Raw genomic sequence first — 14100 nt, 5'->3', positions numbered from 1 at the left:
CCAGTTGCACGTGCTGCCGTTCCCCTGCGCGCAGTTCCCCGCGCCCCTGCGGGGCGCAACAACCCCGGCCCCTGCGCGAGTTCGCCGCCGTTGTCAGTCGGCGACCGCAGGTCTGCCGCAGAGGCGCTGCACCGCCGGCTCCAGCCCCGAGAGGATGGTGTCGAAGCGGCGGGCGCTGGTGGTGCAGTCGACCTGGAGGCGGCTGATCCGCAGCGGGTGCTCGGGCAGCCGGGGCCCCAGGCGGTGGTCGGAGAGGAAGCCGAGGTGGTAGCCGAGCTGGCGGAGCAGGGTGTCGGCCCGCGGGTCGTAGCCGCCGTTGGGGTAGGCGAAGGCGGTGGGCGCCTCGCCCAGCCAGCCGCTGAGGGCCCGGTGGGCACCGGTGATCTCGGCCTCCACGGTGGCGTCGTCGCACTGGCTGAGGCAGGGGTGCCCCAGGGTGTGGTTGCCGATCGCCACCTGACCGTCCCTCAGCTCCCGCAGGTCCGCGGGGGAGAGCTGCTGCTGCCCCGGCGGCCGCCGGTGCGCGCTGACCCGCAGCTCGGCGAGGCTGCGCCGCCGGTCCGGGTCGGGCAGGGTCTTCAGGCGGGCCAGCAGCTGGTCCGGCCGGGCCAGGCTGCGCAGCGAGCGGGCCTGGCCGCCGTTGCGGGCGAGGAAGGCGGCCTCGTGCCACCAGAACGGGCGCTCGGTGCCGATCAGCTCGGCGATCACGAAGGCGGCCGCCGGGATCCGACGGGCCTTCAGCTCGGGCAGGGCGTGGGTGAGGACGGTGCGGTCGGCGTCGTCGAAGGTGATGAGCACCGAGCGCGGCGGCAGCGGGCGTCCCTCGGCGATCGAGCGCTCGACGTCCTGGAGCGAGACCGGGGTGGCGAGGCGGCGCAGCCGGTCGAGCTGGGCGCCGAAGGAGCCGGGGTCGGTCACGCCGTGGTAGGCGAGCACGGCGAGCCGCTGGGCGGCCCGAGCGCGGAAGAGCGGTTGGGCGGGCGAGAAGCGCAGCCAGCCGCCGCGGTCGCGGTCGGCGGGGCCCTCGGTGCCGTCGGCGCCGGTGGTGGTGGCGGGAACGGCAGGGACGGTCACGGACGGTGTGCGGTCGGTGGGACGGCTGGTCATGGTGGTGACGGTGCTGTCGGACTGCGGCACTGGGCCCCCCTCGGTCGCCGGTGCGGCGTGGCGGTACCACCGGGGCGACCTGGCCGTGCCCCGGCTGCCGTGGCGCGGCGGCGCCGCCCTCGGCCCGGCCGACCGTGGTGGGGACTCCCAACCCGTGCCACGGAAGGCCTGCATCGCTGACCGGACGGACCTGCAACCGGTGGGAACGCCTCGGACGCTGCTCCTGCTCGCGCCCCGCCGGGTGCCGGACTGCCCGGCGTGCTGCTCGGCCCGCACCTACGGCCTCCGGGTGTGTGGGCACCCGGTGGACCGTCGGAGCGGGCCTGGATCTGGATCGTTCAATGTAGTGGAGACAGCCGACGGCCACCGATGGTTGTACGGCCTTCGGCAAGATTTCGCGGCAGCGTGCGGGGGGCCTGCGGGGGCGTGCGGGAGTGCGCCGGGAGCGTGTTCACCGGCTCCCGTCCGCGCTCCCGCGGGTATACCTTGGGTGGCATGAGCGAGACAGAACGTGATCATGGCGGCACGGTGGCCCGGCTGTTCGGCGGTGCCGCCCTGCACCGTCACCAGCTCGCGCTGGCCGCCGTCGGTGCGGCCTGCATCGCGATGGGCATCCTCACCGCCGTGCTGGTCCCGGAGAGCGACGGCCCCGCAGCCTGGGTGATGGCGGTCGCCGGCTGCCTGGCGGCCGGGGTGCTGCTGCTGGCCCGGGTCGCGTTCGCCCGCCTCCGCCCGAACGGCGGATCGGCGCTCTGACGGGCTCAGGGGCGTCCTGACGGGCTCCGGAGTGTGCTGACGGGCCCTGGCGCGCCGAAGGGCAGCGCTGCGTGACACCTCCGGCACCGCGCGGTGCCGCGTTCTGATCGGACCGGCCGATTTTCGGCCTATCTGCGCTTTTCTTTCACAAGTTCCCGGCACCAGCCCCACGCATCCCCCTAGTCTGGGCTCGCCCGGCCGCCGACCGCTGCCGGGCGCAAGGCCACTTGCGCCGCCGGGGAGGGTGGCGCCGAGGGGGGAACGATGGCGGGCAGTGCTGCGTCCGGAGGCATCCGGGGCAGGGTGAAACAGCAGTTGGCACGGGCTGCCGGGGCCGTCCCCGGCGAGGGTGCCACGGTGCTCATCTACCACCGGGTGGGCGGCGGATCCAGCGACGAACTCGACGTCACCACGGCCGACTTCACCGCCCAGATGGACCTGCTCGCCGAGCTGCCGCCCGGCCGGGTGACCGGTCTGGACGAGGCCGCCGACCGCCTCGCGGCCGGCCGCCGCACCCCCAGCACCGTGATCACCTTCGACGACGGCTTCGCCGACGTGTACGAGAACGCCTGGCCGCTGCTCAAGGAGCGCGGCCTGCCCTTCACCATCTACCTGGCCAGCGGCCAGGTCGGCGGCCCGATGCGCTGGGAGGGCGCCACCGCCAAGGACACCGGTGCGCCCGGCCTCAGCTGGGAGCAGCTGCGCGAGCTCGTCGACTCCGGCCTGTGCACGGTGGCCAACCACACCCGCACCCACGTCCGTCCCGAACTGCTCTCCACCGACGAGCTGGACGGGTGCAACGACGACATCGAGGAGCGCCTCGGGGTGCGGCCCCAGCACTTCGCCTACACCTGGGGCGTCCCCGTCCCGCACCTGGACGCCGCCCTGCGGGCCCGCTTCCGCACCTCGGCCACCGGCCAGGTCGGCCGCAACCTGCCCGGCTTCGACCCGGCCCGGTTCGCCCGGGTGCCGGTCCGGCGCACCGACCCGATCGACTTCTACCGGGCCAAGCTCTACGGCCGCCTGATACCCGAACGGGCCTACGCCCGGATCGTGGCCACCGCGAAGGCGGTCGGCGCCCGTGCCTGACGCCCTGTCACCCGGTGCCCCGTCACCCCGCCTGCGCGGCCCGCACGGCCGCCCGCTCAGGGTCGCCCACCTCACCACCGTCGACATGAGCCTCCAGCTGCTGCTCGCCACCGAGCTCAAGGTGGACCTGGAGGCCGGCTTCGAGACCTACGGCATCAGCGCCCCCGGCCCCTACGTCGAGCAGCTCACCGCGATCGGGGTCCGGCACGAGCCGCTGCACGCGCTGACCCGCGCCTGGGAGCCGAAGGCCGACCTGGCCGCCGCCCGCGAACTGCTCGCGGTGCTGCGCCGGATCGAGCCCGACGTGCTGCACACCCACAACCCCAAGACCGGCGTGATGGGCCGGATCCTCGGCCGGCTGGCCGGGGTGCCGGTGGTGGTCAACACCTGCCACGGCCTCTGGGCCCAGGCCCACGACCCGATCGCCAAACGGGCCTTCGTGCTGGGCGCCGAGGCCTTCGCGGCCCGCTTCTCGCACGCCGAGCTCTACCAGAACGGCGAGGACCGCAAGACCCTCTCGCGCGCCGTCCCGGCCCGCCGCTCCAGGGTGGTGGGCAACGGCGTGGACCTCTCCCGGTTCGGCGCCGACCCCGAGGCCCGGGCCCGGATCAGGGCCGGACTGGGTGTCGCGGACGACGAGTTGCTGGTCGGCGGGGTCGGCCGCCGGGTCGCCGAGAAGGGCATCGTCGAGTACGCCGAGGCGGCCCGCGCGCTGGCCGGGAAGGCCCGGTTCGTCTGGGTCGGCCCGCAGGACGCGGACAAGCCGGACGCGCTGGCCGAGGAGGAGCGGGGCGTCGAGTACCTCGGCAGCCGCTCCGACATGCCGCAGGTCTACGCCGCGCTCGACGTCTTCGTGCTCCCCTCCTACCGGGAGGGGTTCTCCCGCTCCGCCATGGAGGCCGCCGCCAGCGGTCTGCCGATGGTGCTGAGCGACATCCGCGGGTGCCGCGAGATCGGCACCCACGGCGAGCACCTGCTGCTCACCCCGCCCGGCGACGCCCGGGCCCTCACCACCGCGCTGGACCGGCTCCTCACCGAGCCGGACCTGCGTGAGCAGCTGGGCGCGGCCGCCCGTCGCCGCGCCCTGGCCACGTTCGACCAACGCGCCGTCGCGCGGGTCTCGCTCGAGACCTACGCCGCGGTGGCCAGAGCCAAGCGGTTGGCCTGGCCGGTCGGCTGACGCCACCTCACCACCACACCCGCTGGGGGAGAAGAAGATGAAGCGAGGGGGGGACCTCGTGGTCACCGTGCTGGCCGGGAGCATCGCGCTCCCGCTGGGGCTGGTGATCGCGATCCTGATCCGCTGCACCATGGGCGGCCCGGTGATCTTCCGACAGACCCGGACCGGCCGGGCCGGTCAGGAGTTCAGCATCCTCAAGTTCCGCACCATGCGGGACAAGCGCCACCCCGACGAGCCGGACGCTCCCCGGATCACCCGGCTCGGCGCCCTGCTCCGCAAGACCAGTCTCGACGAGCTGCCGCAGCTGTGGAACGTGGTGCGCGGCGACATGGGCGTGATCGGGCCCCGGCCCACCCTGCCCGAGCAGGTCGTCCACTACTCCGAGCGGCAGCGCGGCCGTCTCGCCGTCCGGCCCGGCCTCACCGGCTGGGCCCAGGTCAAGGGCCGCAACTCCATCACCTGGCCCGAGCGGATCGAGCTGGACCTGGAGTACATCGCCAGGCGCTCGCTCGGCCTGGACCTCCGGATCCTGGTCATGACCGCCCGCATGCTCCTGCGCCCCACCGGCATCACCGCCGCCGGCGGCGTCAACCCGGGCTTCCCCGTCCCGGTCGCCACCACCACGACCCGCATCGTCCTTCCCCGCCAGGCCACCGCCCCGCGCATCCCGGTCGAGGAAGCCTCCTGACAGTGGCCACACCGGGGGCGCGGGGAACTGCGCGCGGTGGAAAGGCAGCACCGGCAACTGGCCGATGGTGGTTCAGTTGCCGGTGAGCCGCCTTCCGACCCGCGCAGTTCCCCGCGCCCCCGAGGGCGTAGCCACGTTCGCCCGAGAGGACACCATTCATGACCGAGCCCCTGTGGATCGCCGGAGCCGGCGGCGTCGGCCGCGAGGCGCTGGACACCGCCCTCGCCGCCGGAGTGCCGGTGGCCGGCTTCCTCGACGACCGGGCGCAGGGCGGCACGGTGCGCGGACTGCCGGTGCTGGCGCCGGCCGAGCTGCCCGCCGGGGCGCCGTACCTGATCGGGATCGCCGACCCCGGGGTGCGGGAGCGGCTGGCCGCGGTCCTGGACGGCCTCGGCGGCCGGGCCGCCACGCTGGTGCACCCCCGGGCGATCGTCGGCCCGGAGACCACGCTCGGGCCGGGCTGCCTGGTGATGGGCGGGGCGTACGTCTCCAGCAACGTCCGGATCGGGCCGCACAGTCAGGTGCACTACAACGCGACGGTCGGTCACGACACCGTGCTGACCGAGCTGGTGACGGTCTATCCGGGCGGCAACGTCTCCGGCTCCGTGCACGCCGAGCCCGGCGCCACCGTCGGCAGCAACGCCGTCGTGCTCCAGGGCCGCAAGCTCGGCCGGCTGGCCTTCGTCGGTGCCGCCGCCGTGGTCACCCGGGACGTCCCGGACGGCACCACGGTGATCGGCTCCCCGGCCCGTCCCATGGCACCGCCCGCCTGACGGACGGTCAGCCCGCCCCGGTCTCCGCCGCGAGCCCGCGCTCCAGCTCGGCCAACGCCGCCGCCCGGGCCCGCAGCTCCGGCACCAGCTCCCGCAGCTCGGGCCGGCCGTCCAGCCGCTCCAGCGCGTCGGCCGCCTGGCCGAGCACCGAGCGTGCCCCGGGCAGGTCGCCGGTGCGCACCAGGCAGTCCACCGCGAGCCCCCAGGCCTGCGCCGCCTCGGCCGGCTCCTCGGCCACCTGCCGGGCGTTGCCGATCTCCACCAGCAGCTCGGCGTCGTCGGTCCGCCGGGCCAGCGCGACGGCGTGCCGGAGGAGTTCACCGGCCCGGTCCGGCTCGCCGAGCTCCCGGTGGGCCGTGGCCAGCCACCGCCAGGAACGGGCGACCAGCCAGTGGTCCTCGTTCATGGCGCCCGCCAGTTCGACGACCCGCAGCACCTCGGCGGCCTCGGCCGCCCCGCCCGCCGCCACCAGGGCCTCGCCCAGCGCGAGCCGGGTGGAGGTGGCCCGGAACACCTGCTCCGCCTCGGTGGCCCGCCGGAGCACCCCGCGCAGGACCGCGACCGCCTCGGGAGCCCGGTCGAGCGCGAGCAGCGCCCGCGCCACCTCCCGGTCCACCTCGTCCGAGGCCCCGGGCTCCGCGATCCGCCGCCACTCGGCGAGTGCGCCCTCGGCGTCGCCTTCCCGTAGCAGGGCCCGACCGAGCGCCAGCCGGAGGGCGTCCCGCTCCGGGCCCAGTTCCGGGTCCCGCTCCGCGCTCAGCTCCGGGGCCGGCTCCGGCGGGCCGTCCAGCAGGGCGAGGGCCCGACGCAGCACGGTCACCGCCTCCTCCCCGCGGTCCTGCCCGGCCAGGGCCCGGCTCACCCCGGAGAGTGCCAGCGCCTCGTCCCGGAGATCCCCGTCGGCGCGGGCCCGCTCCACGGCCTCCTCGAAGCAGGCCGCCGCGGCCCGGGGCTGACGGACCGCCAGCAGGGCCGAGCCCAGCGAGCAGTACGCGTCCCGGACCATCCGGGGCAGTCCCCGCGCCAACTCCGGCCGGAGCCCGGTCTCGGCCAGTTCGAGGGTCAGCGCCAGCAGGGTCTCGGCCACCAGCAGCCCGGTGTCCGGCAGGTGACGGCGCTCCAGGTACCGCTCCAGGTTGTGGCAGAGCAGCATCCGCAGGTCCGCCGGGCCCTCGCCGGTGGCCAGCAGCACCGCCTCCGCGAGCACCTCGTCCAGCCAGTTCAGCGCCTGGGCCTGCCGGACCGCCACCGACCGGCCACCTCGGGGAGCGGTCGCGAACAGGTCCTCGGCGGCCGCCCGGGTGCGGCCCTCGTACACCAGCAGCAGCCGGATCCGGGCCTGGGCGGCCTCCTCGTCCGCGAGCTCCGCAGGCTCTGCGGCCTCCGCGGCCTCGGTGGGCTCCGCGGGCTCGGTGGGCAGCCCCTCCAGGAAGAGCCGGATCAGGTCGGGCAGCTCCCAGCGCCCCTGCCCTCCGCCGCTGCCGGTCACCAGATGGGACCGGACCAGGCCGCGCAGCAGGCGGCGGGTGGTCCGCTCGGATCCGCCGCCCAGTGCGGTGGCGGTGTCGGTGGTGAGCGGGAAGGGCGCCAGTGCCATCAGCCGCAGCAGTCGGGCCTGGTCCGCCGGCAGGTGACGGTACGACACGTCGATGACCGCCCGCAGGGTCCGCTCCCGGTCGGCGATGCCGTCCAGCGCCGTCCGCCGGTCCGCCAGCTCCCCGGCCAACTCGGCGAGGGTCAGCTCCGGGTCCTCGGCGAGCAGCGCCGCCACCATCCGCAGGGCCAGCGGCAGCCGCCCGCACTGGACGGCGAGCGCCTCGGCCGCCTCCGGTTCCCGCCGGAAGCGGCCGTCCCGACGGCCCCGCTGCCGGTGGCCCTCGCGCGGACCGGAGGCCCGGACGTGCAGCCGCAGCGCCTCCAGCGCGTCGGCGCGGCCGAGGGCGGCCAGCTCGACCACCTCGGCGCCTGGCAGACCGAGCGAGTGCCGGGAGGTGACCAGCACCCGGGTGCGCGGATCGCCCGGCAGCAGCGGGAGCACCTGCGGCACTGCGGCCGCGTCGTCGAGCACCACGAGCACCGCACCCTCCCGCGCGGCCAGCAGCGAGCGGTAGAGCTGCTCGCGCTCCGGCTGCCGGCGGGCTGTTCGGCGGCGGGGACGCCGAGCGCCTCCAGCAGCGTGCCGAGCGCCGCGCCGGGCTCCACCCGGCCGTCCGGCCGGTGGCCCCGGAGGTCGAGGAAGAGCACACCGCCGGGGAAGTCACCCCGCTCCCGGGCCAGGTGGGCGGCCTGCAGGGCGAGTTCGGTGGTGCCCGCCCCGCCCGGACCGCTGATCACCGCCACGGCGGCCGGACCGGGTTCCGCCTCGGGCACCGCCGGCACCGGCTCCGCGGGGCTCGGTGGCTCCTCCAGATAGGCGTAGGGCAGCGGCAGCATCTGTCCGGAGGGGCTCCGGCGCGCGAGCAGCCGCAGGTTCTCCGGGAGCGGGCCGAAGGTGCCGTCGGCCCGGGTCATCCGCCACTCGGTCCGGGGGCCGTCCGGCCCCGGGGCCGGCGGGGCCCAGGTCGACAGCCCGTGCCGGGCGGCGAGCTCCTCCAGCGAGCCGGAGCCGGAGCCCTGATCCGAGCCGGAGCCCGAAGGTGAGCGGGTCGGTGCGGTGGGGGAGCCCGCTGCGGACCCGGGCTGCGGCTCCCCGGGGTCCGCCGGGGCGGACGGTTCCGGACGGAGCAGCTCCAGCAGCCGGTCGAGCTCCGGCTGCCGCCCGACGAACACCCGCCCGCGTGAGCGCAGCCCGTCCAGCGCGGTCCGCACCTCGGCCCGGGCCGCCAGGTTGACCTGCCCGATCGTGCCGGACTGGATCACCGTCCCGATCGAGGCCTGACCGTCGATCAGGTTCCGCACGCCCTCCGGGGACGGGTGGGAGTCCATGCGCACCTCCGGACGGCATAGTCTCGGACCATGGCTATTCCTTCCTTCCTGGCGGAACTGCGCTCCCTCGTCGGCACCCGTCCGCTCTGGCTCACCGGCGTCGGCGCCGTGGTCCGCGACGAGGAGGGCCGGGTGCTGCTCAACCGCCGCAGCGACTCCGGCCGTTGGGGGATCGTCGGCGGCATCCTCGACCCGGGGGAGCAGCCCGCCGAGGGGCTGGTCCGCGAGGTGTTCGAGGAGACCGGCGTGGTGGCCGAGCCCGAGATGCTCAGCGCCGTCACGGTCTCCCCGATGATGAGCTACCCCAACGGGGACCGGGCCCAGTACCTGGACCTGACCTTCCGCTGCCGCGCCGTCTCCGGCGAGGCCAGGGTGAACGACGACGAGTCCCTGGAGGTCCGCTGGTTCACCCTGGCCGAGCTGGCGGAGCTGGAGCTGGACGAGTACGTCCGCTACCGGCTCGAACTGGCGCTGGCCGGGAAGGCCGAGGCCGCCTTCAGCTTCACCCCCGGCACCGGCGACCCGGCCTGACACCCCCTCACGGGGGCGGTCAGAGCGTGCGGAACCAGGCCGCCGTGCGCTCCAGGCCCTCCCGCAGCGGCACCGGCACGACCTCGGGGAACAGCTCGCGCAACCTGGCGTTGTCCGCCTGGGAGTCGCGGACGTCGCCGGGCCGCGGGTCGGTGTGCTCGACCTGCGGGGTCTCGCCGAGCACCTCGCCCAGCAGGCCGATCAGTTCCAGCAGCGAGGTGCGGGTGCCGAAGGCCAGGTTGACCGGGTCGGCGTGCACCACCTTGCGGACCACGGCCTCGCTGATCACCTGGGTGACGGTGCCGACGTAGGTGAAGTCCCGGCTCTGGCCGCCGTCCCCGTGCACGCTCAGCGGCCGCCCGGCCAGCGCGGCGTCCAGGAAGGCCGGGACCACGGCGGCGTAGGCGTGCCCGGCCGGCTGGAGCGGGCCGAAGACGTTGAAGAAGCGCAGCGGCAGCACGCCCAGCCCGTAGCAGTGGTGATAGGCCGCCAGGTACGCCTCGGTGGCCAGCTTGCTGACCGCGTACGGGCTCATCGGCGCCGTCCGCATGGTCTCCCGCTTGGGCAGCTCCCGGTTCGCCCCGTAGACCGAGGACGAGGAGGCCGCGGTCACGTGGCCGACGCCGGCCCGGCGGGCGGCCTCCAGCACCTCCAGGGTGCCGGTCGCGTTGGCGTGGTGGCTGGCCAGCGGATCGGCCACCGAGCGCGGCACTGAGGGCAGCGCGGCCAGGTGCACCACCGCTTCGGCCCCGGCGAAGGCCTCGTCCAGCAGTGCCGGGTCCAGGATGGTTCCCTCGTACAGTGTCACGTCGACACCGTCCAGGTTGGCCTTGCTCCCGGTGCTCAGGTTGTCCACCACCGCGACCTCGGCCACCTCGGGCCGGTCCAGCAGCGCGCGGACCAGGTTGGCCCCGATGAAACCGGCTCCGCCGGTCACGACCACCCGCATCTGTCGTACTCCCCCCACCTGTCGGCCCGGGGTCTCCCGCCCCGGGCGCACTGCGCCGCATCGTATCGACGCACCAGGCCCGACGTGCCGCAAACGGGGCAGAGCGGCCACCCCGGGGGCGCGGGTCGGTGGTCATGCCGGGGGCGCGGGGAACTGCGCGCTGTGGAAAGGCAGCACGTGCAACTGGCTGACGGTGGTTCAGTTGCCGGTGGGCCGCCTCCCGATTCGCGCAGTTCCTCGCGCCTCCGGTGTAACCACGTACGTCCTCGCGCCCCCGGGGCTCAGAGTTTGCGCTGGCGGTACATCTCCTCGGCCGCGTCCAGCACGGCGGCCAGGTCCCCGCCGGCCGAGGCGGTGGCCACGGCCGCCACCGCCCCCTCGACGAAGGGGGCGTCGGCCAGCCGGACGGGGAAGGGCAGTCCGTGCTCGTCCGCCTCGGCCAGCAGCGCCCGCACGGTGCCGACCGCGCTGCCGAGGTCGGCCAGCACCGCCACCCCGTGCCCCTGGTCCACCCGCCGGGCCGCCGCCGCGACCAGCACCGCGCTGGTGCCCAGGCCGTCGGCCAGGCTCCCGCCGGTGGCGGCCACCGGCGCCGGGTCGGTCGCCCTGGTCAGTCCGGTGGCCAGCGAGGCCACGGCCTCGGCCAGCCGCTGGCTGTGCGAGACCAGCACCACGCCCACCCGGCCGACCTGCCCGGGCCCGCCCGGCCGCGGCGGGGGAGGGGGCGCCGCCTCGGGGGCCGGGTGCGGGGCGGAGGGGGCCTGTGAGATGGGGATCACATCGGCCCGGGGGTCCTCCCGGCGGTCCATGGCTGCTCCTCGGGGCCTGCGCGGTGCGCGGTCTGACGGGTCGTTGGACCAACCCTCTCGCAGCCGCCCGCCGCGCGCAGCACGATTCGGACGGCCGCTCCTAGCACAGCGCGCCCGCGCACCGCACCCGAACGGCTCATCTGCCCCTGGGGAGACGGCGGTTGACGGCAAGCGGCGCCCGGGCGGGGAGGGCTGGCTACGCTGGGCCTTCGTCCGACAGAGGGAGAGGGGACATGTCAGTGACCGAGCAGAAGAAGCCGGATCTGGACCTGACCGGGGCCGAGTGGCTCTCCAGCAGCCAGGGGCCGGGGGACGTGCAGATCGCCTTCGTGGACGGCTTCATCGCGATGCGGGACGGGCGGGAGCCGGAGGGCCCGGTCCTGGTCTTCACGCCGGCCGAGTGGCGGGCCTTCGTCCTGGGTGCGCGGGACGGGGAGTTCGACCCGGTCTGAGCGGACACTCCGTCAGGTCCCGTGGGGCCCGGCCTCGGAGGTTCTCCGTCAGATCGGAGGAGCGGCCGCAGGCCCCGGAACACCGGAAAGAAATCTGATGGTCGGATAGTCGTTGACTGTTCGACAAGTAACGGCTCACAGTATGACCAGACAGACGCCGTGCCCAACGCCCCCACGCGTCCAGGCACGGCGCCTGCTGTGCGGTCCGGCACGAGTGCCGGGCCCCCTCCCGTGTGAACCCCTGACGTACCTCGGTACGCGTCGCCGGGAGGGATGGCCCCGGGATCGAGAGCGACTCGACGTCCGGTGCCGGTGCCCGGTATCCGCACGCCCCCACGCGGCGGTCTACCGGGCAGGTTCGCGAGCTGCGACGGGCGGGGCCCCGCGAACCTGGCTTGTGTGTGAAAAAACGAAGTGCGGTCTGTGGTCGTTCCTGCTCTGCTTGACGCTACTCGACGGTCGACGGACAGCGGAAAACGCTTGGGCAGATGGTTCGGTGTGTCGCACGACTATGTGCAGTGAGGGAACGCGCACGCGGGCGCGCTGCGACAAGCCGCCCCCCGGTGGACCGATGCCCACAGCGGCTGTCGTGCTGAACCGAACGTAGCCCGGACGGTTGCTCAGAGTCAACATTGGTCTCTGAGCGTGGATCTCGGCCCGAGCACCCACCCGCCCCGTGAGCAGGGCGTGACCGCACCGTACGATGGCGTCATGTCATTTCTCCGCCGCCGCTCCGGCACCCCCGCGGGCCCGGACTTCGACGTGCTCGCGATGGACCCGGGCGACTGGCCCGGTGACTTCGGCGCCATGATCATGAGCGGCCCGGACGGTTCGTGTCAGGGGATCTTCCTCCGGTACGACCTGTTCGGCGGCCGCGGCCCCGCGATGTTCATCGGCAACCTCCCGGAGGGCTCGCCGGCCCGCGACGCGGCCGACGGAGTCCCGTTCGAGATCCGTCAGCTGCTCACCGCGCTGGAGAACGAGGAGCCGGTCGACTTCGTCTCGGCCGAGGACTTCCCGGTCATGCTCGGCGACGACCTGCTGATCGTCCGGAAGGTGAAGGTCAGTGAGGAGCGCGTGTTCTGCGCCCAGTTCGGCCGCAGCGACGGCGTCCAGGTGACCATCGCCTCCTGGGACCGTCCGATCGCGGACGACCTGTACCAGCTGCTCAAGCCGCTCCCGGCGGAGATGTTCCAGCAGGGCTGACGGCCCCGGAGGTCCACCTTCCGGGCCTTGCTTGACGCTCGTGATCAATGCTTCGTACAGTCACCGGCATGCCGCACCGCCCGCTGCTGACCCGCCGCAGCTACCTCGACCTGCGGCGCACCGCGAGCGCGGTCTGTCCGGCCGGCTGAGGGGGAGCCACTCCTCCGGCGGCGTGCCCCGGGGCTGAAAAGCAGCCAATCTCCGGACCGCCGCGTCCCGGCACCGAGCGCGCCCCCCGAGCGGGTGACGGCGCGTCGTCCGCAGTCCGCAGCGCACCACGCAGCCGCCCCGGAGGCACCCCGCCATGACCGTCACCGACGGCACCCCGTCCGTCCCGGACGCCCTCGCCCGCCTGCCCCGCGTGGTCGACCTGCTGGCGGCCCGCGCGGAGGAGCACGACCGGGACGCCACCTTCCCCTACCAGGGCATCGAGGCCGTGCACGAGGCCGGCCTGCTCACCCTCACCGTCGGCCGCCGCTACGGCGGCCCCGGTGCCGGGCTGGCCGAGACCGTCCAGCTGCTGGCCCAACTCGGCCGGGGTGACGCCTCGGTGGCCCTGCTCGCCGCCGACACCCTGCTGGTCCACGCGGAGCAGGCCCGCACCGGTGGCTGGCCCGCCGCGCTCTACCGCCGCCTGCTGACCGAATCCCGCCGCGGCCCGGCCCTGCTCAACACCCTGCCCGCCGAGCCCGGCCAACGCCCCGACACGGTGGCCCGCCGGGACGGCCAGGGCTGGCGGCTGAACGGGCGCAAGGGCTGGTGCGCCGGGGCCGAGGCGCTGGCCTGGATGGCGGTCCGGGCCCGGACCGAGGAGGAGCCGCCGCGGACCGGCTGGTTCCTGGTCCGCGGGGACAGTCCCGGCATCGAACTCGACCCGGTCTGGGACCAGTTGGGCCTGCGGGCGGCGGCCGGCCAGGAGGTGCAGCTCAGCGAGGTCGCGGTGGCCGCCGACGCGGTGGTGGGCCTGGCACCCGCCCGCAGGGCCGACCCGGCGGCGGAGGCCGCCGACCAGGTCTCCCGCGCCTGGCGCGAACTCGCCCTCTCCGCCGTGCACCTGGGCGTCGCCCGGGCCGCCCAGCAGTGGCTGGTCACCTTCCTGGGCCGCCGTACCCCGGCCAACCTGACGGAGCCGCTCTCCACCCTGCCGCGGTACCGCGCCGCGGTGGCCGAGATCGAGGCCTCGCTGATCGGGGCCGAGGAGCTCCTGCACGGGCTGGCCGCCCGCGTCGACCGGGGCGAGCGCACCGCCGCCCAGCGCACCGGGGCGGCCCAGCTCCTGATCAACCGCGCCGCCACCGCCGCCGTCCAACAGGCCGTCACCCTCACCGGCAACCCCGGCCTCAGCCGCCGCCACCCCCTGGAGCGCTACCTCCGCGACCTCCTCACCGGCCGCACCCACCTCCCCCCCGAGGACGCCACCCTGGACGGCCTGGCCGACGGGCTCTTCTAGGGCGCGCGAAAGTGGTCATGCCGGGGGCGCGGGGAACTGCGCGAAGGGGAACGAAACGACCCGTGTGCCGGGTACGGAGTTTCACTTGCAAGTGAGCGTCCGTTCTGGAAGTCGCTGCCCTCGTGGGTGCGCAACATCGTCGTCCCGATCGTCGCGGTGATCCTCGCCTGGAACCTGATCTGGTT

13 protein-coding genes are annotated in these 14100 nt (G+C 75.0%); 9 read left to right on the top strand and 4 right to left on the bottom strand.

The window, feature by feature from the left end; translation table 11 throughout:
- Window positions 1-93 precede the first annotated feature (93 nt).
- A complete protein-coding gene (locus ACWEPF_RS34505) occupies window positions 94-1107 on the bottom strand; it encodes a polysaccharide deacetylase family protein (RefSeq protein WP_345279387.1) in 1014 nt (337 codons plus the stop codon).
- 495 nt (window positions 1108-1602) lie between these two features.
- Here ACWEPF_RS34505 and ACWEPF_RS34500 point away from each other — a divergent pair, with 495 nt between their 5' ends.
- The 5 genes from ACWEPF_RS34500 (at window position 1603) to ACWEPF_RS34480 (ending at window position 5593) form a co-directional block, all read left to right on the top strand.
- Window positions 1603-1863 carry a hypothetical protein gene (locus ACWEPF_RS34500; RefSeq protein WP_345279389.1) on the top strand — a complete coding sequence of 87 codons (261 nt, stop codon included), beginning with the start codon at window positions 1603-1605 and terminating at the stop codon, window positions 1861-1863.
- Window positions 1864-2220: 357 nt separating this feature from the next.
- A complete protein-coding gene (locus tag ACWEPF_RS34495) occupies window positions 2221-2952 on the top strand; it encodes a polysaccharide deacetylase family protein (RefSeq protein WP_380148734.1) in 732 nt (243 codons plus the stop codon).
- Entirely contained in the window at window positions 2945-4132 is a 1188-nt protein-coding gene (locus ACWEPF_RS34490) for a glycosyltransferase family 4 protein (protein WP_345279393.1), read from the top strand. The genes ACWEPF_RS34495 and ACWEPF_RS34490 overlap by 8 nt, the downstream gene beginning before the upstream one ends.
- A gap of 37 nt (window positions 4133-4169) precedes the next feature.
- Window positions 4170-4820, top strand: coding sequence for a sugar transferase (locus tag ACWEPF_RS34485; protein ID WP_452175687.1), 651 nt, complete (start codon window positions 4170-4172; stop codon window positions 4818-4820).
- 158 nt (window positions 4821-4978) lie between these two features.
- Window positions 4979-5593 carry an acetyltransferase gene (locus ACWEPF_RS34480; RefSeq protein ID WP_452175686.1) on the top strand — a complete coding sequence of 205 codons (615 nt, stop codon included), beginning with the start codon at window positions 4979-4981 and terminating at the stop codon, window positions 5591-5593.
- Between the two features lie 7 nt (window positions 5594-5600).
- Here the strand turns inward: ACWEPF_RS34480 and ACWEPF_RS34475 are convergent, their stop codons facing one another.
- On the bottom strand, window positions 5601-7664 hold the full coding sequence (locus ACWEPF_RS34475) for a hypothetical protein (RefSeq protein WP_452175685.1): 2064 nt from the start codon (window positions 7662-7664) through the stop codon (window positions 5601-5603).
- Window positions 7665-8548: 884 nt separating this feature from the next.
- On the opposite strand from ACWEPF_RS34475, the gene ACWEPF_RS34470 reads away from it, so the two are divergent.
- Window positions 8549-9049 carry an NUDIX hydrolase gene (locus tag ACWEPF_RS34470; protein ID WP_449798181.1) on the top strand — a complete coding sequence of 167 codons (501 nt, stop codon included), beginning with the start codon at window positions 8549-8551 and terminating at the stop codon, window positions 9047-9049.
- 19 nt (window positions 9050-9068) lie between these two features.
- On the opposite strand, the gene ACWEPF_RS34465 is transcribed toward ACWEPF_RS34470, so the two are convergent.
- A complete protein-coding gene (locus ACWEPF_RS34465; RefSeq protein ID WP_345279403.1) occupies window positions 9069-9998 on the bottom strand; it encodes an NAD-dependent epimerase/dehydratase family protein in 930 nt (309 codons plus the stop codon).
- A gap of 281 nt (window positions 9999-10279) precedes the next feature.
- On the bottom strand, window positions 10280-10678 hold the full coding sequence (locus tag ACWEPF_RS34460; protein WP_345279451.1) for a PTS-dependent dihydroxyacetone kinase phosphotransferase subunit DhaM: 399 nt from the start codon (window positions 10676-10678) through the stop codon (window positions 10280-10282).
- A gap of 362 nt (window positions 10679-11040) precedes the next feature.
- Here ACWEPF_RS34460 and ACWEPF_RS34455 point away from each other — a divergent pair, with 362 nt between their 5' ends.
- From ACWEPF_RS34455 to ACWEPF_RS34445, 3 genes are all read left to right on the top strand, one after another.
- Window positions 11041-11259: a DUF397 domain-containing protein gene (locus tag ACWEPF_RS34455; protein WP_345279405.1), complete on the top strand. Its 219-nt coding sequence runs from the start codon at window positions 11041-11043 to the stop codon at window positions 11257-11259.
- Between the two features lie 711 nt (window positions 11260-11970).
- On the top strand, window positions 11971-12465 hold the full coding sequence (locus ACWEPF_RS34450; protein ID WP_345279407.1) for a hypothetical protein: 495 nt from the start codon (window positions 11971-11973) through the stop codon (window positions 12463-12465).
- Between the two features lie 304 nt (window positions 12466-12769).
- Window positions 12770-13915, top strand: coding sequence for an acyl-CoA dehydrogenase family protein (locus ACWEPF_RS34445; RefSeq protein ID WP_452175684.1), 1146 nt, complete (start codon window positions 12770-12772; stop codon window positions 13913-13915).
- The last annotated feature ends 185 nt before the right edge of the window (window positions 13916-14100 follow it).

The organism is Kitasatospora sp. NPDC004289, from assembly GCF_053602875.1.
This window is presented reverse-complemented; position numbering and strand designations above follow the sequence as displayed.

Coding starts and splice junctions, on each gene's coding strand:
- ACWEPF_RS34445 (WP_452175684.1), top strand. CDS start 12,770: ATGACCGTCACCGACGGCACCCCGTCCGTCCCGGACGCCCTCGCCCGC.
- ACWEPF_RS34500 (WP_345279389.1), top strand. CDS start 1,603: ATGAGCGAGACAGAACGTGATCATGGCGGCACGGTGGCCCGGCTGTTC.
- ACWEPF_RS34455 (WP_345279405.1), top strand. CDS start 11,041: ATGTCAGTGACCGAGCAGAAGAAGCCGGATCTGGACCTGACCGGGGCC.
- ACWEPF_RS34485 (WP_452175687.1), top strand. CDS start 4,170: ATGAAGCGAGGGGGGGACCTCGTGGTCACCGTGCTGGCCGGGAGCATC.
- ACWEPF_RS34465 (WP_345279403.1), bottom strand. CDS start 9,998: ATGCGGGTGGTCGTGACCGGCGGAGCCGGTTTCATCGGGGCCAACCTG.
- ACWEPF_RS34480 (WP_452175686.1), top strand. CDS start 4,979: ATGACCGAGCCCCTGTGGATCGCCGGAGCCGGCGGCGTCGGCCGCGAG.
- ACWEPF_RS34505 (WP_345279387.1), bottom strand. CDS start 1,107: ATGACCAGCCGTCCCACCGACCGCACACCGTCCGTGACCGTCCCTGCC.
- ACWEPF_RS34470 (WP_449798181.1), top strand. CDS start 8,549: ATGGCTATTCCTTCCTTCCTGGCGGAACTGCGCTCCCTCGTCGGCACC.
- ACWEPF_RS34450 (WP_345279407.1), top strand. CDS start 11,971: ATGTCATTTCTCCGCCGCCGCTCCGGCACCCCCGCGGGCCCGGACTTC.